Origin of the sequence: Vibrio caribbeanicus ATCC BAA-2122 (assembly GCF_000165125.1) — a bacterium.
Lineage (GTDB): Bacteria > Pseudomonadota > Gammaproteobacteria > Enterobacterales > Vibrionaceae > Vibrio > Vibrio caribbeanicus.
In genome coordinates this window covers 145817-166861 of the sequence record NZ_AEIU01000075.1, presented here as the reverse complement: position 1 = coordinate 166861, position 21045 = coordinate 145817, and the positions used below count along the sequence as shown (strand labels likewise).

Below are 21045 nucleotides of genomic sequence, written 5' to 3'. Positions count from 1 at the left end.
TAACCAAAATGACTGACAAATTATCTGAGCATATCTCAGTGCGAGAGGCCAACATGGCAGAAGTCCTTCAAAAAATTGTCAATGATAAAGAGTTATGGGTTGCAGAGCGAAAATCCCATCAGCCACTCGAGGGCTTTGAGAAAGATCTTAAACCCTCAGATCGAGACTTCTATGCAGCATTAGAGCAAAACAAGACTGTCTTTATCACCGAATGCAAAAAAGCATCGCCTTCCAAGGGACTAATACGGGAACACTTTGACCTCGAAGAGATCGCATCTGTTTATTCTAGACATGCTGATGCTATCTCAATCTTGACTGACGAGAAGTATTTTCAAGGTAGTTTTGATTTTATCCCTCAAATAAAGAAACAAACAAGTCAGCCGCTACTATGTAAAGATTTTTTTATTGATAGCTATCAAGTTTACCTAGCTAGGCACTATCAAGCAGACGCTATATTACTGATGCTATCTGTTTTAAATGACGACGAATATCGACATTTATCTCAGGTTGCCGATTCACTCGATATGGGCATATTAACTGAGATAAGTAACCAAGATGAATTAGAACGAGCTGTTAAACTTGGTGCCCGCGTAATCGGGATCAACAATAGAAATCTTCGTGACCTAACGACGGATCTCAATCGCACAAAAGAGCTCGCTCCTATAGTTCGCCAGCGTTTATCAGAGGTGACCATCATCTCTGAATCAGGTATTTATACCCACCAGCAAATCAGAGATCTGGTTCCCTATGCCAATGGATTTCTTATCGGCAGTTCTCTAATGGCAGAACCAGACCTTGAGCTGGCGGTAAGAAAAGTTATTTATGGTGAGAACAAAGTGTGTGGATTGACTCGTGCCGAGGATGCAGCGAGTGTCTACCAATCTGGTGCAGTGTTTGGGGGGCTTATATTTGCTGAACGCTCTCCTCGCTATGTTGATATTGAGCAGGCAAAAGAAGTTATCCTCGGAGCCCCGCTTCAATATGTCGGCGTTTTCCAAAATCATACCATTGAAGCAATCTTAGAAGTCGTTGGCGTTCTCGGCCTCAAAGCGGTCCAACTACACGGAAAAGAGGATGAATCGTTTATTGCCGACTTGAGGAAGCAACTTGGTGAAGATGTAGAAATTTGGAAAGCATATGGTGTCAGTGATCAAGTGCCAAACTTTATGGAAAACCACATAGATCGTCACTTATTGGACACACAAGTTGGTGCTAAAGTTGGCGGAACAGGCTTAGTTTTCGACTGGTCTCTCATCCCTGACCCTAGTAGAGTTATGTTGGCGGGCGGCATTACTCCTTTCAACGCGCAAAAAGCAGCAGAACAAGGCTGTTTAGGATTGGACATTAACTCTGGTGTTGAGACATCCGCGGGTAAAAAAGACTCGGATAAACTGGCTCAGACTTTTCAAGCAATCAGAAGTTATTAAAAATATCACGGCATGAGTTTTCGTGCTGCATGACAGTTAAGGAAAAAGATATGGCAAAACTTGATGCCTATTTTGGTGAGTATGGTGGCCAGTACGTGCCACAGATTCTCGTACCAGCACTCGACCAGTTGGAGCAGGCTTTTATTGATGCCCAAGATGATCCCAGCTTTCGTAGTGAGTTTATGTCTCTACTCCAAGAGTACGCCGGCCGGCCAACTGCACTAACGCTCACTCGCAACCTCACGAAAGGTACAAAAACCAAGCTCTATCTAAAACGAGAAGACCTTCTTCATGGTGGCGCTCACAAAACCAATCAAGTCTTGGGACAAGCATTACTCGCAAAAAGAATGGGAAAGAATGAGATCATTGCCGAGACTGGCGCAGGTCAACACGGTGTTGCAACCGCGCTAGCATGTGCACTACTCGGCCTAAAGTGCCGCGTGTATATGGGCGCTAAGGATGTTGAACGTCAAAGCCCAAATGTGTTTCGAATGAAGTTGATGGGCGCAGAGGTTATCCCCGTACATTCAGGTTCAGCAACATTAAAGGATGCTTGCAATGAGGCGTTGAGGGATTGGTCGGCCACATATCAAGAAGCACATTATTTACTTGGTACCGCAGCGGGTCCTCATCCATTCCCCACCATAGTGAGAGATTTTCAGAGAATGATTGGTGAGGAAACCAAGAATCAGATCTTAGCTCGAGAGGGACGATTACCTGATGCGGTCATAGCCTGTGTAGGGGGTGGTTCGAATGCTATCGGTATGTTTGCAGACTTTATCGAAGAAGAGTCCGTCCGACTTATTGGCGTAGAACCAGCCGGCAAAGGCATTGACACAGACCAGCATGGTGCTCCACTCAAGCATGGAAAAACCGGAATATTTTTCGGAATGAAAGCTCCGCTAATGCAGGACACATATGGTCAAGTAGAAGAGTCTTATTCTGTTTCCGCTGGATTAGATTTTCCATCTGTTGGCCCCCAACACGCCCACTTAAATGCGACAGGTCGAGCGGAGTACGATAATGTAACGGATGATGAAGCATTAGAAGCATTCCAAGAGATAGCAAGTCACGAGGGAATTATCCCTGCCCTGGAATCTGCTCATGCAGTCGCACACGCACTAAAAATGGCTCGGAGCAATCCAGATCAAGAACAGTTGTTAGTCGTGAATTTATCTGGTCGAGGGGATAAGGATATTTTTACTGTAAGTGCCATCCTAGAAGAAAAAGGAGTTATCTAATGAGTCGCTATGTAAAAATGTTTGAAAGTCTGACAACAAAAAACCAAGGTGCATTTGTTCCTTTCGTGACCGTAGGTGATCCCAACCTCGAACAGTCCTACCAAATTATGAAGACATTAGCCGAATCAGGAGCAGATGCCTTAGAGCTTGGTATACCATTTTCAGATCCGCTCGCCGATGGTCCAACAATTCAAGGGGCAAATATTCGAGCACTCGACTCTGGAGCAACACCAGACAATTGCTTTACACAAATACAAAGAATACGCGACGAATTTCCTGACCTACCCATTGGTCTCCTCATGTATGCTAATTTGGTCTATTCGCGAGGAATAGATAACTTTTATCAGCGCTGTAAAGAAGCTGGAATAGATTCAGTCTTAATTGCCGATGTTCCAACCAATGAAAGCAGAGAATTTGTTGCTGCTGCAAAAAAATACGATATTCATCCTATCTTTATCGCTCCTCCTACTGCTGATGAATCAACAATAAAACAGGTTGCTGAGTTAGGTGAAGGATACACTTATCTACTCTCTCGCACAGGAGTAACTGGTGCAGAAAATGAAGCGAATATGCCCGTAGACAAAGTTCTTAGTTCGCTGCGTGATTTCAACGCACCTCCCGCGTTGCTTGGCTTTGGTATCTCACAGCCTGAGCAAGTCAAACAGGCTCTCAAAGCAGGTGCATCTGGTGCCATTTCTGGCTCTGCTGTTGTAAAAATTATTGAAAGTTCTCTGGATGAGCCCAACAAAATGTTGGATGATTTGGCACAATTTGTGAAAGGCATGAAAGCGGCAACGCATACTTCCAACTCCCTTTGAACGGTATTTGACGTTCAAAAATAACCAGTTCACTCCAAACTGAATAGTAAGCCACTCGAAACATTCTGAGTGGCTCTTTGATTAAAAGCGCTTACGTGACGACTTTAGTATTCGATAATCAAGCGCTGCGAAGTATTCTTCTTTGAAGCGCTTATCTTTTAGCATACCCTCAGGCACGGTTAGGCGCACGATAGAGCCAGCAAGTGCTACTGTCTTGCTAGTATCCGAAACAACATATGAAATGGTCCCTTTCTTAAGAGAGACCCCGCGATGAAAGATAGGTTCGTGGTTACGCTTTATTCCTTTTACTAACTCGAAGCCAAATAAAGACAAAGATTTATTCGGCATAGAGATAGTTTCTTTAAATGTTACTTCTAATATTTTTCTTGGTGAATGTATAATTTGCCGCAATTGATCCACTTTATCGGATACCGAGGCTGAAAACACCCATTCATTAAGTATCGGTTCCCATTTGCCTCCGAGCTTAAGGCAAGAACGATAGGTAAATTGATTTCTCGGACCAGCATTTAGTGTGCAGATAGCAATTGAATCCTGCTCTTCAAGAGGCAGAGTCAATCTAAAAATACCATCTTTCGAATGGTGAACATACCTGTCTGACACTTCTTCAACATGTAGTCTGTGTTCACCTATAGTCAGAGCAGAGCTAAACTCATCAATGACAATACGGCAATGCATACCATCCACTTGACAAACAAAGTAGTCATTTCCTCTCTCTAAAACCTCAAAGTTGCGCACTATTTCCCCTTAGTTGCTTGACGTATTTTCTGTACAAGCTCTTCTTGCTCACTTGATAGTGCCTCCCAACTACTGCTTTTAGAATCGATCAAATCTTTAATCCTTTCTCCCAGTGGATGGTCGAAAGCTTCACCATTCGTCACCTGCTCTTCTCTACGTCGGTCATGTTCAGTCGACGTAAAAGTATTTATGTTGTCAGAGAGAGTTTTTTGCCTAGCTTCAACTTGTGTGTCAAGGTCATCAAGCATCACTTCTCTAAACCATTGAGTGAAACGACGATTAAATTCAGCTTCAAAGAACCTGTCTGAAAAATTTCTTACTTCGCTCATTTTATATCTGCGAATGTAAAGCTCAACTCGATTTAACTCACAACTCGGGACAGGATTGTGGAATAGCTTTTGTCTGGCTTGATACATCATCTCCTTTGTCGGAGAGTCGGCCAACTGGCTTAACCTTACCAATGATGGTGGCCATTCTTGATTTTCATCCAAACGCTCGTATAAATTGGCCTCCAAGCGTTTGTAACCATCATGTGAGAGTGAAGCGGCGAATGACATAAACCGGCTATCAGGCTCATCACCAAAAAAGTAAGTAAATTTTGAACCGAATGCCTGCATTAACATAGACCATACCTGGAAAATCTGAGCTTTCTGCTGCTTGTCCTGATAACGCTCAAGGTTTTGCTCAACCTGTGGACTTAACTCAGAGCCCGACTCACGCTGTTTTGTTACGCCGTGAGTCGTATTGCTAACCTTCTTGGCAACTTTCGACTTACGAGCAAGAAGTTCCTCGAAAGTTTCACCCATATCCTTAACATTCTTAGGCTTATTAAATTCTTTATTCATCATAGATACTCAGTTCGTGAAACTTAGTCTTCGTAACGTGAGAGGTAATTCGACGCTTTCTCCTCAAACTCACTCAAAGCAGATTGCCTAACAGTGCGCTGCGAGCCGCTTGATTTTGAACTTTTAAATGATAGATCTTTGAAATAATCAATTTTCTGATGAAGGCGATTGGTCAGTTGCTTCAAAGAAAACAGCCTTTCACCGGACTGGTGCACATCAACGACAAGAGAGTCCCAAATTTCTTTACGACCTAGTACTCCCTTCTGAAACATAATCGCCTCCGCCCAGTCTGGAACTTGCTCCATATGTATCTCCAGCACGTTATATTGCTTTTGTTGTGCACTTGGGTCTAAAGGCGCAACCTGTGCCCGTTGAGCACGATTGAGTTTACCTCGATTGTTTCGTTTATTGGACTCAATTCGATTGTGTTGCTCTTGAACCTGCGCAAGCAAATTGATTTGTTCTATGTCGTTAAGAGAGTGACTGGTTTGTTGCTGTAACATTAGCTTTCCACAAAAGAGTTCTTTCGATTTATCCTCTCTAGGTGTTAGGTTGATCAGAGCAACCATTGGACTTAGAAAATGGCGTAGAACAGAACTTATAATACCTGAATCCAGTCCAGTTAGTTGATGGAGCTCTTCAATAGACGTCTCAAAGTTGCCTTTGTTATCGGCAATCTCTGCCAACGCGAGAATCAAAAGTTTGTCTTCTGGTTTAGTGGCTTTAAACGCCCATGCGATCGAGCTCAAGGATGATGACATAGTAACTCACAATGAATGGCTAACACTTAATTATCCAAGAGACCACAAGATTAATCAATGAGATTGGGATAAAGAAACTCAATATCTCTGAGGTAAACTTAAGCCTACATCATAAAGACCAAATCTCATCTCGCTATTTAAAGTTTTTGAGAAAATCCAAGGTGACTAGAACTTTCACCATCATAACGCTAAGTTGCTTGTTTAGGCAGAGTCTTTAAATTGCAGCTTAACTAAGCGTTTGTAAATCGGGCATGTATTCAACAGTTGTTGATGAGTTCCTGTATCAACCAATTCGCCTGCGTCGAATACCGCTATTTTATCTGCATGCTGAATCGTAGAGAGCCTATGGGCAATGATGATCGTTGTACGCCCTTCCATAAGTTCTTCCAGAGCTTTCTGCACATAATGCTCACTCTCACTGTCCAAAGCACTAGTTGCTTCGTCCAATAGAAGTATCTTTGGATTTTTAAGGATTGCGCGTGCAATAGCGATTCTTTGCCTTTGTCCACCAGACAACCGAACACCTTTATCACCTAAGAAGCTCATGTATCCATCGGGAAGCCCTAAAATAAATTCATGAGCGTGCGCTTTTTTGGCTGCGGCTACCACCTCTTCATCCGTTGCAGACGGATTACCGTAGCGAATATTATGATACACGTTGTTACTGAAAAGCGCTGGCTGTTGTGGAACTATTGCCATCTCATCGCGCAAATAAAATGTTGCCATTTGGCGAATGCTCACCCCCCCGATACATATATTTCCAGCTTGAGGATCATAAAACCTTTGTAGTAACTCAAACAAAGTGCTTTTACCTGCTCCAGAAGGACCAACAAGAGCGAGGACTTTTCCGGACTCAGCAGTTAATGACAAGTTATTTAAAGCGGGCGTCTCAGGTCTCGAGGGATATCTGAAGGTGACACCTTCAAAAGTTACATCATTTTTTTCTTCTGGGAGCAAAATTTCAGTAGATTCAGGAACAGCGATCAAACTCCTTACTTGTATAATTTCAATTAAACGTTCAGTCGCACCCGCCGCCCTCTGCAACTCTCCCATTACCTCAGAGAGATTAGCAAATGACGAAGCCACAACGATAGCGTAGAAAACAAATGCGCCAAGGTCTCCAGCAGACATTTGACCTTCAATGACATCATTACCCCCAACCCACAGCATTCCTGATATCGCGCCGAACACAATGACTATGACGCCAGATATGAGTATAGCGCGCTGTTTTACTCGTTCTTTACCAACCTCGAATGCTCGCTCCACTCCGATGGCAAACGATTGTTTTTCTTGCTGTTCTCTGTTGAAGCTTTGTACCGTTTTAATATGTTCTATCGCTTCTCCAGCATAGCTACCAACCTCTGCCATAGAATCCTGACTCCGCCTAGATAGGGCACGTACCTTTCGGCCATAAAAAAGAATAGGTAATAAAGCAAGTGGAACTGATGCCAAAACAATAATTGTCAGCTTAATATTAGTAGCAAACAGCATTATGATTGCCCCGCTACCCAAGAGTGCACTTCGCATCGCCATGGAAAATGACGAACCAATAATACTTTGTAACAAGGTAGTATCAGTAGTGATGCGCGACATAATATCGCCGCTCCCCTTCTCTTCGAAATAGCTAGGATGTAGATCAATAACATGATTAAAAACGGCTAATCGAATATCGGCACTGACCCTTTCTCCAACTGATGAAACAAGATAAAAGCGGAAAAAGGTTCCGATGGCAATGAGTATAGTGATTGTAAGAATAAAACTGATTGCTGTAGTGAGATCACTCTGAGATTGCCGAGAAAACCCATTGTCAATTAACATCCGGACACCCTGTCCGACAGCAAGGGTCAAACCTGCTGTAACTATCAAAGCCAATAGTGCTGCGAAAACTTTGTATTTATGAGGCTGGATAAATTGGTGTAACTCTCTCAAAATCGACAAATTTTTGCGCTTATCTTCCGCGTGGCTTTGTTGATCATGACTTGCTGTTTGTGTCATTAGAAACCGCCTAAGGATATCTTGAAGTATTTATTCATGTCGTATACCGCATAGAAACTGTTACGAAAACTCAGAACAAGAGGACATATTCTACCAAAACTTCTACACCAAAAACAAAAGGCCTGACAAACGTCAGGCCTACATATCTCTGGAAACTCCAGAAGCTTGTCACACTTGAAGCTGTGCTAAAAATTACAAGAAATGGAATGTGGCATTTAGGGCAAAGTTTTCAACATTTTCTTTCTTCATCGAAAATACATTGTAGCTTGCCCCGAGCGAAAATGGTCCCATAACAAAATATTCTGCACCCACACCGTACATCATATCAATTTCGTCTTCTTTAAAGTCGCTATTTTTCCCTTTTAATTCATAGGAGTGTAGCCCTGCCCTAGCATAGACATGTAAAGGTCCAAAATCCATGCTAGGTTTAACGGCAAAATAAACAGCAGAAGCCTGAAGGTCGCGTTTAACATTGTCATATGTGGCATTTTTAAATTCGCCAAAATCTTGGAACCCCGCCTCAAGAGCAATGAATGGTAAAATGCCAGTACCCACATGAACATTGTATGAAGTGGAAGATTCCCCCCCTAAATCAGACTGTCCCGCGCTTGCACCACCGTAAACCAATGCATCTGCAGAAGCCGTTGCAGAAACTCCGATAAGAGCGAGTGCTAGTAGTGTCTTCTTCATAATTTACCTTCTTTCTATTTTGATTTAGACAGGTCTTGTGTATGGCAAACACCTGCCGATATTGACTTAATCATCATCTGTTGAAAAATCTTATGCAATTTATATACCTAGCAAGCATCTATCGCCATTTGGATCCGTTTATCAGAGATGGGATAAGGCGTACCTAGCTGCTGAGCGTAATAACTCACTCTCAACTCTTCAAGCATCCATCTTATTTCCTTCACAGATTCTGGTATAGAGGCACCGTGAGGTATTTTGTGCAACAGCTCTTTGTAAGAAGAAGTCGCTGCCTCAATTTTTAACATATGAAGTCGATCTTTATTAGGATCGATCGGTAATTTTTCCATCCGCCTCTCAATTGCTTGCATATAACGCAAAATATCAGGCAGTTTTTGCCAGCCAGACTCCGTCGCGAAACCTTTGAAAATAAGACCTTCAATCTGAGCTTTTATGTCAGAAAGTGCGAATGCCATCGACAAATCCACTTTGCCCTTTAGCTTCTTATTGATGTTAAAAGCAGTGGTAAGGATCGCCTCAACCTGGGTTGCGATATCAACAACGGTATCACCCAACTCTGCTCTTACCACCTCTTTGAGTGTTTCAAAATTAGTTGGCTCCCAAACCAACCCACCATGTTGCTCCACAAGCTTGTCTACACCACACGCAATACAGTCATCAATAAGATCCATTACTTTTCCGTATGGATTAAAATACAGACCAAGTTTGGACTTGTTGGGTAGATTATTGTGTAGATATTTAATAGGAGAAGGCACATTGAGTAAAATTAAACGTCGCTGCCCTTTGCGCATCGCAAAATTTTGCTCCACTTCAGTCTCATAGAGCTTAATCTCGACGCTGTCTTTTGCGTCAACAATCGCTGGATAAGCTTTGACTTCAAACCCGCCACGTTTCTGTTGGTAAACTCTTGGCAAAGCGCCAAAACTCCATGTTTTCAGGCCGTTTTGCTCAATATCATCATCAGCTACCTTAGAGAGTGTTTTTTGTACCTGATCTTTTAAACCCTCTTTGAGCTCATGTAAGCTCTGGCTCTCTTTTAACTTTCGATTACGATGATCAATCGCTCTAAAAGTGACCTTTAAATGGTCTGGTATCTGCGCGATATTCCAATCATCGCGCAAAACCTCAACCCCAGTCATTTTTTTGAGTTCTTTTTCCAATGCGTCAAGCAAAGGAAGTTCCATTGGCTTGGCTCTCGCAAGAAAAGCATCCGCATAATTAGGAGCCGGAACAAAATTTTTGCGCACAGTTTTCGGTAAAGATTTGATAAGACTAACAACTAGTTCATTACGTAAGCCCGGAATCTGCCAATCAAATCCGTGCGGCTCAACCTGGTTAAGTATTGGTAATGGCAGATGCACCGTTACACCGTCACTATCTTCACCTGGTTCAAACTGATAACTCAATTTTAATTTTAAATTGTTCTGATGCCAGAAGTTAGGGTAGTCAAGCTCAGTAACGTGGCTAGCATCAGCCCTCAACAACATTTCCTTCTCAAAATTGAGTAACTCTGGTTGTCCTTTAACTTTGCTACTCCACCAAGTATCGAAGTGTTTGCCAGATACAACACCCATATCGATACGTTGATCATAGAAGTCGAACAGCTCATCATCATCAACCAAGATATCTCTACGACGAGATTTATGTTCGAGCTCTTCTACCTCTTGCAACAATCTACGGTTTTGTTTAAAGAACCTGTGCTTTGTCTCCCATTCACCTTCAACTAGAGCACTGCGAATAAATATTTCACGACTTAACGTAGCATCGATGTTGCTGTAGTTGACGAGCCTTTTCGCCACAACAGGTAATCCGTACAGCATAACCTTTTCATAGGCCATCACTGCAGATCGCTTTTTGGACCAATGGGGCTCACTGTAGCTACGTTTTATCAAATGCTTTGCGAGGGGCTCTATCCACTCCGGTTGAATTTTTGCAATGATTCTACCCCATAATTTGGAGGTTTCGACCAACTCAGCAGACATAATCCATTTAGGCTGTTTTTTAAATAACCCCGAAGCAGGGAATATATGAAAGCGAGCGTTTCTAGAACCTTGATAGTCGTTTTTCTCAGGATCTTTAACACCAATATGTGATAACAAACCGACTAGGATTGCACTATGTACTCCTTGATAGTTTGCAGGTTCATCATTGATATTAAAACCCATCTCTCTCATTGATTGATGAACTTGAAAATAAACATCTTGCCATTCCCGAACCCGAAGATAATTAAGATAATCTTGCTTACACTGCTTGCGAAACTGATTGCTTGAGAGCTGTTTCTGTTGCTTCTGTAAGTAATCCCATAAATTAACCAAGGTCAAAAAATCAGATTCTTCATGAAAAAATCTACGATGTTTATCATCAGACGATTGCTGTTTATCAGAGGGACGTTCTCTAGGATCTTGAATAGACAGAGCTGAAGCAATAACCATTAGCTCTTTCAACGCAGAAAACTTTGGTGCTTCAAGAACCATTCTTGCCAGCCTAGGGTCGATAGGTAATCTTGCAAGCTGCCGCCCCATCTTGGTTAACCGTTTTTTAGGCTCTTTGGCTTGACTATCGATGGCTCCCAATTCTTCCAAGAGGCGCATACCATCTTGTATATTCCTTTTGTCCGGGGACTCAACGAACGGAAAAGCCTCGATTTCTCCAAGGCCAAGTGCTGTCATCTGAAGAATAACAGAAGCTAGGTTAGTGCGAAGAATCTCTGGGTCTGTAAATTCAGGTCGTTGATTAAAGTCATCCTCAGAAAAAAGTCTAATGCATATTCCTTCCTCCACACGGCCACAACGTCCTTTACGCTGGTTAGCACTCGCCTGAGAGATAGGCTCAATAGGTAATCGCTGAACTTTAGTACGGTAACTATAACGACTAATACGTGCTGTACCAGGGTCAATGACATACTTTATACCGGGAACGGTAAGTGAAGTTTCGGCGACATTAGTTGCAAGTACAATTCTTCGTCCCGCATGAGGTTGGAATATCCTATTCTGCTCACTTGCTGATAATCTAGCATAAAGAGGAACTATCTCGGTAGACTTAAGGTTTCGCTTGGAAAGAGCATCAGCTGTGTCACGAATTTCTCGCTCTCCATTCATGAAGATGAGGATATCACCAAGCCCTTCATCACAGAGTTCATCAACCGCCTCAAAAATTCCGTCTAACTGGTCTTTATCACCTTCAGTCTCATCAGAGAGAGGACGATAACGAGTTTCGACTGGATAAGTACGTCCAGATACTTCAATAATGGGTGCCTGATTAAAATGGTCAGAAAAGCGCTCAGGATCGATAGTAGCTGAGGTGATAATTATCTTTAAGTCCGGTCTTTTCGGCAGCAGTTCCTTTAAATAACCCAAAATAAAATCGATATTAAGGCTTCGCTCATGAGCCTCATCAATAATGATCGTATCATATTGATTCAAATACCTATCGTGCTGTATTTCAGCCAGTAGAATACCATCTGTCATCAATTTGATCTTTGTACTGTCGGATATTTGGTCGTTAAAACGAACCTTATACCCCACTACAGATCCCAGAGGTGTTTCCATTTCTTCCGCAATTCGATTTGCCACTGAGCGAGCAGCCAGTCTACGTGGTTGAGTATGCCCTATTAGGCCAAACTTACCTCTACCTAATTCCGCACATATCTTAGGTAATTGGGTCGTTTTCCCTGAGCCAGTTTCTCCGGCGACAATGACCACTTGATTTTCTTCAATCGCTTTTGCGATATCCGCTTTTTTCTGGCTTACGGGTAAAATATCTGGATAGTCAATTTTAACATTAGCATGACTACGTAACTCAACATCCATCATAGATTGAGCAATATCGCTTGCAATCTCATCAAAGACTTTATTTTTAGCTGAAATATCTTTGATTTTTTCTGCACCAGCTATTCGCTTCCCGAGTCGAAAGCGATCTTTTAACATACAATCTGATAAGGCCTGACGAAGAGACTGCTGACTATTCGCTTGGGAAGCTTGATTAACTTCACTATTTTTTATGGGCTGTGACGGGGCCAAAGCGTTTCCTATTTCACTTAACATCTATACTCTCGCCATAGTATCATAAATAGGTCAACAAGACTCCTTACACGTGGCTGATAAAAATTTTTTATCCTCACACTTGTCACATGTTCGAAGTTAATCGTTGGGCGTGGCCCTCAGCACCACAGGCGACCTTACTATTTAAATCAGATACTTCAATTAATAACGATAAAAAGATACACTGGAAAATGGCTGACATCATTGGAACCTAGTACGAAGATTATTAACAATTTTTTTTAAGTGGCAAGAGACACATAAACGCTTAACAACTACACTGATCTTTAGTCGGCTCTTAAGCTGTTAACTCACTTTGACATTACCATCATTATATAAGAGATACTGTGAAAGCCTCTGAATTAAAACGACTGCTTGATGCAATCCCCAAAGAGTACGATCCAGACATTGTGACAGGTGAAATTTGGTTACCCGAACGCCTGCTAGAAGCAAATATGGTTGAAGATCTCGTCTTCTTGAACTTCGATACCGCCCCAGAGGAAATACAGGGGGAAGAAGAAGGCCGAGGATTTGTGGATCATGAAATAGAATTGATCCGCGATAGATTTGAACAAATTCTTAATGAAAATGGTGATACGACATCAAAAGCTGATGCAATGTTGGCACTTTTTCTGATGGGGCATGAACTTTCCAGTTCAGAAATCATAGAACTTTTAGAAAGTCCCCAAGATTAAACCTTGTTGTAGAGAAAACCATGGATTTAAATGTACCCTTTTTAATAGCGGGGCCAATTCTTCGTAAAGCCACCAGAGACGAACTCGTATTGTGGTTAGTCACAAGTGAAAAAATTGAAGGTTTCTTTGAACTCTCAGGTAATAATGGTTTCGTTTATCGCGATAATTTGCTTCAAAGTCATCAAATACAGGTTGGGGAACGCTGCTTCATTACACTCGGCCATTTTAAAGGCGATTTTCCTACAGATACACCCTTATATTATGATTTAACTACCCAATATGGCACCTTATCCAGCTTGTGCCCCGAACTTCTCTTTCCCAATGAAACTCAGTTCACCATAAAAATATCAACACAAGCGGATTACATTCTTCATGGATCATGTCGAAATCCGCACCACACTAGCGGCGACGCTCTAGTACAAGCAAACAAAAAAGTCGCACTGCAACCAGTCAATGAACGACCAGATATGCTGATTATGGGTGGCGACCAAATATATGCAGATCATGTCTCAGGTCCAATGCTGCATGCCATTTTCCATGTTATCGAGATGCTTGGATTACCCGAAGAGACGTTCCATGGTGCTCCTGTCCATACGAGCCAAGAACTAAGAACTCACCCAAACTGCTACTATGCCCGCCATAAACTACTACCAAGTCACACTCTAAATTCGGGTGCCATTAAAAAACTGTTAGGGCTGCATGAATCGCCGATATTTAGCTCGCGGGAAGCAGAAAATCACCTCGTCAGTTTCTCTGAACATATTGCCATGTATTTGTTAACCTGGTCCCCTTCTCTGTGGCACTGTGTTGAGTCAAAAGAAGACCTTTTGTCTGATAAAGAGTACTCAAGTGCCATCCAACAAAAATGGAAACTGGAAAAAGCGAATATTAACCAATTTGTCTCAGGTCTTATTGACGTACAGAGTCTTCTTGCCCATATTCCAACCTACATGATTTTTGATGACCACGACGTTACAGACGATTGGAATCTGACCGTCGGTTGGGAAAAAGCTGCATACAACAACCCGTTCGCAAAGAGAATTATAGGCAATGCTCTAATTGCTTACTGGCTCTGCCAGGGTTGGGGCAATGAGCCTAACAGTTTCAATACTGATTTTATGCAATTTAGCCGCAAGTTTCTGTCCGATTTTCAGCCCGACGCCCAAGATAAATTCATAAATTATCTACTCAGGTTTGAGAGATGGCACTATGTTGTGCCCACAACACCAAAGGTGGTCGTCCTAGACACTCGGACTAGAAGGTGGCGGTCGGAGTCGAAACTGAATAAGCCCTCTGGATTAATGGATTGGGAGGCTTTAACTGAGTTTCAACAAGAGCTTCTCGAGCAAGATAAGATCATTGTTGTTTCTCCAGCGCCGATGTTTGGCGTTAAGTTTATTGAAACTTTGCAGCGCGTGGCAACCAAATTAGGACAGCCACTACTCATTGATGCTGAAAACTGGATGGCACATCCAGGTAGTGCCAACTCATTAATCAGTATTTTTACCCATACCAAAACACCAAGTAATTTCGTCATCTTATCTGGTGATGTTCATTACTCCTTTGCCTATGATATTAAAGTCCGCTCTGAGAAAAACAGCCCAAACATTTATCAGATAACCTGTAGTGGGATTAAAAATCAGTTCCCAGAACCACTTCTGTCTTTTTGCGATCACTTGGATAGCTTTCTATATTCACCTCGCTCTCCACTTAACTACTTCACCAAACGGAAGCGGCTAAAGGTATATAAACGACAACCTAACTGGAGCGGCAAGAGAAAATTGATCAACATGAGCTGTATCGGTGAAGTCCGGTTAGATAATGAAGGAAAACCGAAAAAGATCTCAATTCTTGCCAGTTCTGGAGATGAATGGGATTTTCCACCCATAGATAAAAAATGAGTATACCGAAATGACTTCAAAATACCGGATTCAAAGCAATGCAACAGTGTTGAGCTCATGAAAGATAACGCAGCAGAATAGTTTGTTGCTACCAAACTACTTGGTGATGAAAACGGCACAGATACACGCTAACAAAGGCTGGTTTGTCTATAAATCAATACCGATGTTGAATTTAGATGACAAGATCTTAAAATCATTGTCCTGTCTGTTTAGTAGACCGTCCTCGCTGAAACTAGCATTTTGAGGTTACTTGGATATATTCCGGAAGAAACCTTGAGTTATACCTAAATTACCACTATCACTAGATAAAAACACTTTTGGAGAAAGCCATGTTTAATTCACTGACCAATTTATTTAAACAAATGCTCGATATCGAAGAGGTTCCAAACAGTGCTAAAGGCGATATAAACTTAGCTATCGCTTGCCTTCTCTATGAAGTTGCCAATGCCGATCATCAACTCGACGACACTGAGTTAGAGGCAAACCGTAAACTCCTTTCACGTTTACTAGGTATTGAAAAAATAGTTGCTGATGAACTTATGAACAAAGCAGCAGAATGTGCGAAAGCCTCGGTATCATTGTATGATTTCACTTCCCAACTACGGAGTCTGAGTGAACATACTCGTTATGAGCTTATCAAAGCAATGTGGGAAGTGGCCAACGCAGATGGTCACATTGATCCATTAGAGGACATGGTAATAAGAAAAACCGCCGACTTACTTTATGTTGATCACAGTGAATTTATTCGAGCAAAACTTAACGCCAAGGGTCAATAAAAGAGTTACATAAACTTTAAAGCATAACGAGGGCAAGTTTAGCTAGGTTGTATGCATCGACATACCCTGAATGTTGCCTTCCTTCCCATGTAATTCCTTTCATTTCTTGTGCGACCTTGTGACCCACTCTTTTGTCTTTGAGACGATTTTGAATACGGAATAAAGTTGCCAAGTTGATAAACTCACGGAAAGGCATTTCTAGACCTTTTTTTGCACATTCATTTTGCAAAATAACATCATCTCTACCCCAAGATGCGTAAATCTTATTTGAGCCACCAAAGTTTTTTTTCATAGAGTTCAAAACTTCGCCCAAACTACGACCCTGCTTCTCTATTTTACGTGGAGAAATACCGGTCAATTCAGTACAAAATTGGGAAACTTCATCCGCTTCAGGCTTTACATAATACTGTGCCCGCTTAACAATTTCACCAGAGGTAAGATCGATCTCAGCAAGACCAATTTCGATTATCTCTCCTGTTCTACCAATACCATTTTCATTCCAACAACACATTTCCAAATCGAAACAAACTACGCGATTATGATTCATGACCACCCATTAGGTAACGTTCTCTATTCGAGTAAAATTCTACCTGAGATTAAAAAAAAACTCGACTATCGTATTGCCAACTGATGGGTTATTGGGCAATTGAAACACAATTTCTCCCCGCCTTCTTACTATGATAAAGCTGTGCATCGGATGACTGAATAAGATCTTCCAAACTCTCGTTATCCCGAATCGTCGCACCAATACTCAGCGTACAACGGATGATATTATTTTTAGATTTGTAATTGGATGACGCCACTTGATGACAAACATGACTAAGATGTTTTTTCAGCAAAGGGTATGAAGAGATGGAGGATATGATACAAAACTCGTCACCACCGGTCCTTACCAAGACATCGTCTTTCAATAAAACTTTTTGTATAACCTGCACTACGTGAATTAAAACTTCGTCTCCAACAATATGCCCATACCTATCATTGATAGATTTGAATTTATCGATATCAAAAACAATCAATGCAAATTTTTTATTCAGCATGATCATATCACTTAAAACGCGGGTGAAAACACGGCGATTATACACTCCTGTAAGCACATCATGATCGACTAAAAATTGAAGTTCTTCTGTTCTCTCCGAGAGTAGGACTTCTAGGTGCTGTTTGTCTCTGATCATAAGCCAAACTATGTAGCTTGACATAACCGAAATAATAATTCCTGCTAGGTAAATACCCCAGAGCGTCATATGATTATTGCTTGAAAGACTCTTCTGCAGCCTAAAGTCAATTCGCCAATTGCGATTAGGCAAATGCACAATTTTTGATATCTCAATACCAATATTATCCTGCCAACCTTTACTTTGGTATAAAATCGGATCGTCCTCCGCATCGAAGCCTTGATCAGTTACTCTCACCAATAATTCATGCTCTGAGGCAGTTCTTGAGACAATAGACTGAAAGTAGCGAGTCGACCTTATTACTCCGATAACGACACCAATTAGCCGCTTAGGTTCTTCGACGTTAAACACTGGGTGATAAACAAGTAGGCCGGTCTTTGCGATACTTTTATCTAAACCATCCTGCAGCAATCTTATCTTATCCGACACACTCGGCATCCCTGTACGGCTAATTTCATCAACTATTAACTGAAAGCGTTCCCTAGAGGAATAATAACCAAGTGCGTTGAAATTGGAGGGAGTTCTGGGGTAAACATCTGAGGCAGGAAAAATGGGACTGCTACTTTCTAAAATATATCCCAATGTTTTAGCACCATCTTTTGGTACGGTGAAAATGTTGTAAAAAGGGAATGTTTTACGCACTTTTGCTATGTGCTGAGGTAAATTACTTTTTTCAATTCGTGGCATCCACTGTAGTGCGATCAAGGTGTCAGATGACGAAACTATTTGCTCAGCAAAGATAGGGAAACGAATCCAATCTTCTGGCTGAGTTGAATGGAAGAAGTTAGCTCCTGCCCCAATAAAATGTAAATCACTCTCTACTACTCGCTGTAAATTCTCTGCTTGCTGTTCAGCAAGTTTACCGACTAATGATATTGAATACTGATATTGTGATTGATAGTAAAAGTAGGCTGTATAAGTGGTGACCAACATTAGAAAGATGAGAGTCGCAAGTGGATAAGCTCGCTGTATTTTGAATATATTTCGCATATTACTGCTAAATTTCAACACCACATCGGGAAAAAACACACTTATGATATCTATATGTAAAGAGACTCACAAAGAAATAATCAATATCACCTATAAATCGATTCATTTTTCGTGGTGATCAGCACCTTTTGGGGCCATTTTTGTTTAAAAAAAAATCAGTTGTTTTTTTTAAGCTCGATAATCTCTGTTTTTTAGCGGTGAAGAGCGTTCAATATGATATTATCTTCGCTCATTTGAAAAATAAAACTTCAACAGTTAATGAGAATGCGCAGGTACTTATCTGCCATTTCACCAAGAAAGAGAATTGTCATGACATTCGATTTACAAATGGTTCCTCAGACATTTGATATGCTCCATGCAGGTCTGGTGGCTTCCAGTATATTACTTCTTCTAGTCACAGTTTTTCGAAAAGCCAAAATCGTCGAAAAAACTGTAGAAAAGTTGGTCGAGGTAGAAAAGCCCGTTGAAACAATTGTCGAAGTAGAAAGAATTGTCGAGGTGGAAAAAGTTGTCGAGAAAGTGGTTGAAGTTGAATCAAAACTGAAAACAGCAGATACAGATTCGGCTTTACAATTACTCTCCATTATTCAGCAAGAATCTCGCTTAATTGATTTTCTCAGTGAGGACATTACTGGATTTTCCGATGAAGAAGTCGGCGCTGCTGCACGAGTCATTCATAATGGTGGAAGAAAAGTACTATCAGACTATCTATCCCTGAAACCCATTCGCGATGAGAATGAAGAAACCCAAATAACAATAGAAAACGGGTTTAACCCACAAGAAATTAGGTTAACTGGAAATATTTCAGGAGAAGCGCCGTTTAGTGGCACTCTAATACACAAAGGTTGGAGAGTAGATTCCATATCTTTACCCAAGCTCAGCGAAAACTTCGATGCAAATATTCTGGCTCCTGCAGAGGTTGAATTATAATGATAGATTCTACTAGCCAAAGCACAGAAACATCTTTCAGTGTCGGGATCGATCTGGGTACAACTCACTGTGTTCTATCTTACACCGATCTAACCCAAGAAGGAGCACAAGCACAGGTAATGTTGGTTCCACAATTAACATCACCTGGCACTGTTGAGAATAGAACTCAGTTGGGCTCGTTTCTATATCAGCCACACGAACACGAAATGAATCCTTCTTCTCGCGTTTTACCATGGACTTCAGAACCAACTGCTCTTGTTGGTGCTATAGCAAGAAATCTAGGAGCGAAGACTCCGCTTAGACTGGTCTCCAGTGCAAAATCTTGGCTGTGTCATGCTGGCGTTAATAGAAGAGAACAATTCTTGCCAGCCGGGAGTCCAGATGATATTGAGAAGATTTCACCTCTTAGAGCAACTGAGCTATATCTAGAACACCTAAAATTTGCGTGGAATCACCTCCATCCCGAAAACCTGTTACAAAATCAGGATGTGACCATAACCGTGCCCGCATCATTTGACCCTGCCGCTAGAGATTTGACGGCTGAAGCTGCGAATAATGTTGGTTTTAAAAACTTAACCCTGCTGGAAGAACCTCAAGCTGCGCTCTACCACTGGATAGACAAGAGTAATGATAGCTGGCGAGATAAGGTTTCCGTCGGTGATATTGTTCTCGTTGTCGATATTGGAGGAGGCACCACGGATTTATCGTTAGTTGAAGTCGAAGAACAAGATGGAAACTTAACACTAAACCGAATTGCTGTTGGTGAACATATTCTCCTTGGTGGCGATAATATGGACCTCGCTTTAGCTTATCGCTTAAAGCTCAAACTTTCCCAACAAGGCACAGAGCTTCAAAACTGGCAAATTCAAGCGATTACTCACGCTTGTCGTGATGCGAAAGAAACCTTATTGAATGACACTAGCATTGGTTCGGTTCCTATTGTGGTACCCAGCCGAGGCTCAAAGCTACTGGGCTCAACGCTCAAAACAGAACTGACACAGGAAGAAGTTCAACAAACCCTCATAGATGGCTTTTTCCCACAGGTTGAAATTTCAGAGCAGCCTACCCAACGTAGTAGAGGAGCCCTTACTCAAATGGGACTACCTTACGCTCAAGACCCCGCAATTACCCGTCATATTGCTGCTTTTTTAACAAAACAAGCTAATGCAACTAGCGATTCTGCCAATAAAGATGAGGGATTCAATCCATTTGCAAACATACCCGGAATGGGAGCAGAGGAAAAAGTCGATTTTATTAAGCCCTCTGTGCTCTTGTTTAACGGTGGGGTTTTAAAATCTGAATTACTTGCCGATAGACTAGAAAAGACCATTAATATCTGGTTATCAGACGCTAAAAGTCCATCAGCGACATGCTTAGATGGTGTTGACCTCGACCTCTCTGTTGCTTGCGGAGCTGCCTACTACGGTTCAGTCAGACGTGGGAAAGGCGTACGTATACGTGGTGGCCTTGCTTCGAGCTATTATGTCGGCATAGAGAGCTCTATGCCCGCAATTCCCGGAATCACGCCCCCTCTAGAAGCGCTATGTGTTGCTCCTTTTGGAATGGAAGAAGGAACACAAGCTGAGGTCACAAATCGAGAGTTTGGTCTTATTATTGGCCAGCCTGTCTCGTTTCAATTTTACGGTTCAAAGACACGTCGTGATGATCTTGCAGGTACGCACCTTGAGCACTGGCAGTCCGACGAGTTGGAAGAGTTGCCGGAGATTGAGGTCACTCTACCTATTTCAGATGGTCGAAAAATAGGGGATGTTGTACCCGTCACATTATCTTCCAAAGTGACTGAACTAGGCACACTCCAGCTTGAGGCTATTGCGCTAGACAGCCAACAAAAATGGCATGTCGAGTTCGACGTAAGAAAACAAAAAGAAACTGAGAGATAAAATGAACACTCGCGGTGTCAAAAGGCGCCGCGTTTCCTATATCAGACTCAACGAAATACCAACTCTAGGATCTGTTAACCTATCAAGAT

At 41.9% G+C, this 21045-nt stretch carries 16 protein-coding genes; 8 read left to right on the top strand and 8 right to left on the bottom strand.

The features are described 5' to 3' along the window. Nucleotides 1–8: 8 nt before the first annotated feature. From trpCF to trpA, 3 genes are read left to right on the top strand one after another with little or no spacing between them, the layout of a single operon-like run. A complete protein-coding gene (gene trpCF, locus RH40_RS11715; RefSeq protein WP_009601724.1) occupies nt 9–1427 on the top strand; it encodes a bifunctional indole-3-glycerol-phosphate synthase TrpC/phosphoribosylanthranilate isomerase TrpF in 1419 nt (472 codons plus the stop codon). Between the two features lie 50 nt (nt 1428–1477). After that, nucleotides 1478–2668 carry a tryptophan synthase subunit beta gene (gene trpB / locus RH40_RS11710; protein WP_009601723.1) on the top strand — a complete coding sequence of 397 codons (1191 nt, stop codon included), beginning with the start codon at nt 1478–1480 and terminating at the stop codon, nt 2666–2668. Further along, nucleotides 2668–3486, top strand: a complete 819-nt coding sequence (trpA, locus tag RH40_RS11705; protein WP_009601722.1) for a tryptophan synthase subunit alpha — start codon at nt 2668–2670, stop codon at nt 3484–3486. Before trpB ends, trpA begins: the two co-directional genes overlap by 1 nt. Before the next feature lie 81 nt (nt 3487–3567). On the opposite strand, the gene RH40_RS11700 is transcribed toward trpA, so the two are convergent. The 6 genes from RH40_RS11700 to hrpA form a co-directional block, all read right to left on the bottom strand. Next, nucleotides 3568–4242, bottom strand: coding sequence for a hypothetical protein (locus RH40_RS11700; protein WP_009601721.1), 675 nt, complete (start codon nt 4240–4242; stop codon nt 3568–3570). Beyond that, entirely contained in the window at nt 4242–5090 is an 849-nt protein-coding gene (locus RH40_RS11695) for a hypothetical protein (protein ID WP_039954633.1), read from the bottom strand. Before RH40_RS11695 ends, RH40_RS11700 begins: the two co-directional genes overlap by 1 nt. Before the next feature lie 20 nt (nt 5091–5110). Next, the gene (locus tag RH40_RS11690) at nt 5111–5848 is read right to left on the bottom strand and encodes a hypothetical protein (RefSeq protein ID WP_009601719.1); all 738 of its coding nucleotides are present in this window, start codon (nt 5846–5848) and stop codon (nt 5111–5113) included. A 201-nt stretch (nt 5849–6049) separates the two neighbouring features. Then, a complete protein-coding gene (locus RH40_RS11685; RefSeq protein ID WP_009601718.1) occupies nt 6050–7843 on the bottom strand; it encodes an ABC transporter transmembrane domain-containing protein in 1794 nt (597 codons plus the stop codon). A 192-nt stretch (nt 7844–8035) separates the two neighbouring features. Further along, entirely contained in the window at nt 8036–8533 is a 498-nt protein-coding gene (locus tag RH40_RS11680; protein WP_009601717.1) for an outer membrane beta-barrel protein, read from the bottom strand. A 107-nt stretch (nt 8534–8640) separates the two neighbouring features. After that, nucleotides 8641–12594, bottom strand: coding sequence for an ATP-dependent RNA helicase HrpA (gene hrpA / locus RH40_RS11675; RefSeq protein WP_039954632.1), 3954 nt, complete (start codon nt 12592–12594; stop codon nt 8641–8643). Nucleotides 12595–12935: 341 nt separating this feature from the next. On the opposite strand from hrpA, the gene RH40_RS11670 reads away from it, so the two are divergent. From RH40_RS11670 to RH40_RS11660, 3 genes are all read left to right on the top strand, one after another. Continuing rightward, entirely contained in the window at nt 12936–13283 is a 348-nt protein-coding gene (locus RH40_RS11670; RefSeq protein ID WP_009601715.1) for a VC1380 family protein, read from the top strand. Between the two features lie 20 nt (nt 13284–13303). Beyond that, a complete protein-coding gene (locus tag RH40_RS11665) occupies nt 13304–15184 on the top strand; it encodes a metallophosphoesterase family protein (protein ID WP_009601714.1) in 1881 nt (626 codons plus the stop codon). Between the two features lie 329 nt (nt 15185–15513). After that, complete coding sequence (locus RH40_RS11660) at nt 15514–15960, top strand: tellurite resistance TerB family protein (RefSeq protein WP_009601713.1); 447 nt, start codon at nt 15514–15516, stop codon at nt 15958–15960. Between the two features lie 16 nt (nt 15961–15976). On the opposite strand, the gene RH40_RS11655 is transcribed toward RH40_RS11660, so the two are convergent. Then, a complete protein-coding gene (locus RH40_RS11655) occupies nt 15977–16507 on the bottom strand; it encodes a 3'-5' exonuclease (protein ID WP_009601712.1) in 531 nt (176 codons plus the stop codon). 88 nt (nt 16508–16595) lie between these two features. Next, nucleotides 16596–18125 (bottom strand): sensor domain-containing diguanylate cyclase, encoded by a 1530-nt coding sequence (locus RH40_RS11650; protein ID WP_009601711.1) that lies wholly within the window; start codon nt 18123–18125, stop codon nt 16596–16598. Between the two features lie 309 nt (nt 18126–18434). Between RH40_RS11650 and RH40_RS11645 the strand changes: the two genes are divergently transcribed. Continuing rightward, on the top strand, nt 18435–19055 hold the full coding sequence (locus RH40_RS11645; RefSeq protein WP_009601710.1) for a DUF2760 domain-containing protein: 621 nt from the start codon (nt 18435–18437) through the stop codon (nt 19053–19055). Continuing rightward, nucleotides 19055–20956: an Hsp70 family protein gene (locus tag RH40_RS11640; RefSeq protein ID WP_009601709.1), complete on the top strand. Its 1902-nt coding sequence runs from the start codon at nt 19055–19057 to the stop codon at nt 20954–20956. The genes RH40_RS11645 and RH40_RS11640 overlap by 1 nt, the downstream gene beginning before the upstream one ends. Nucleotides 20957–21045 lie beyond the last annotated feature (89 nt).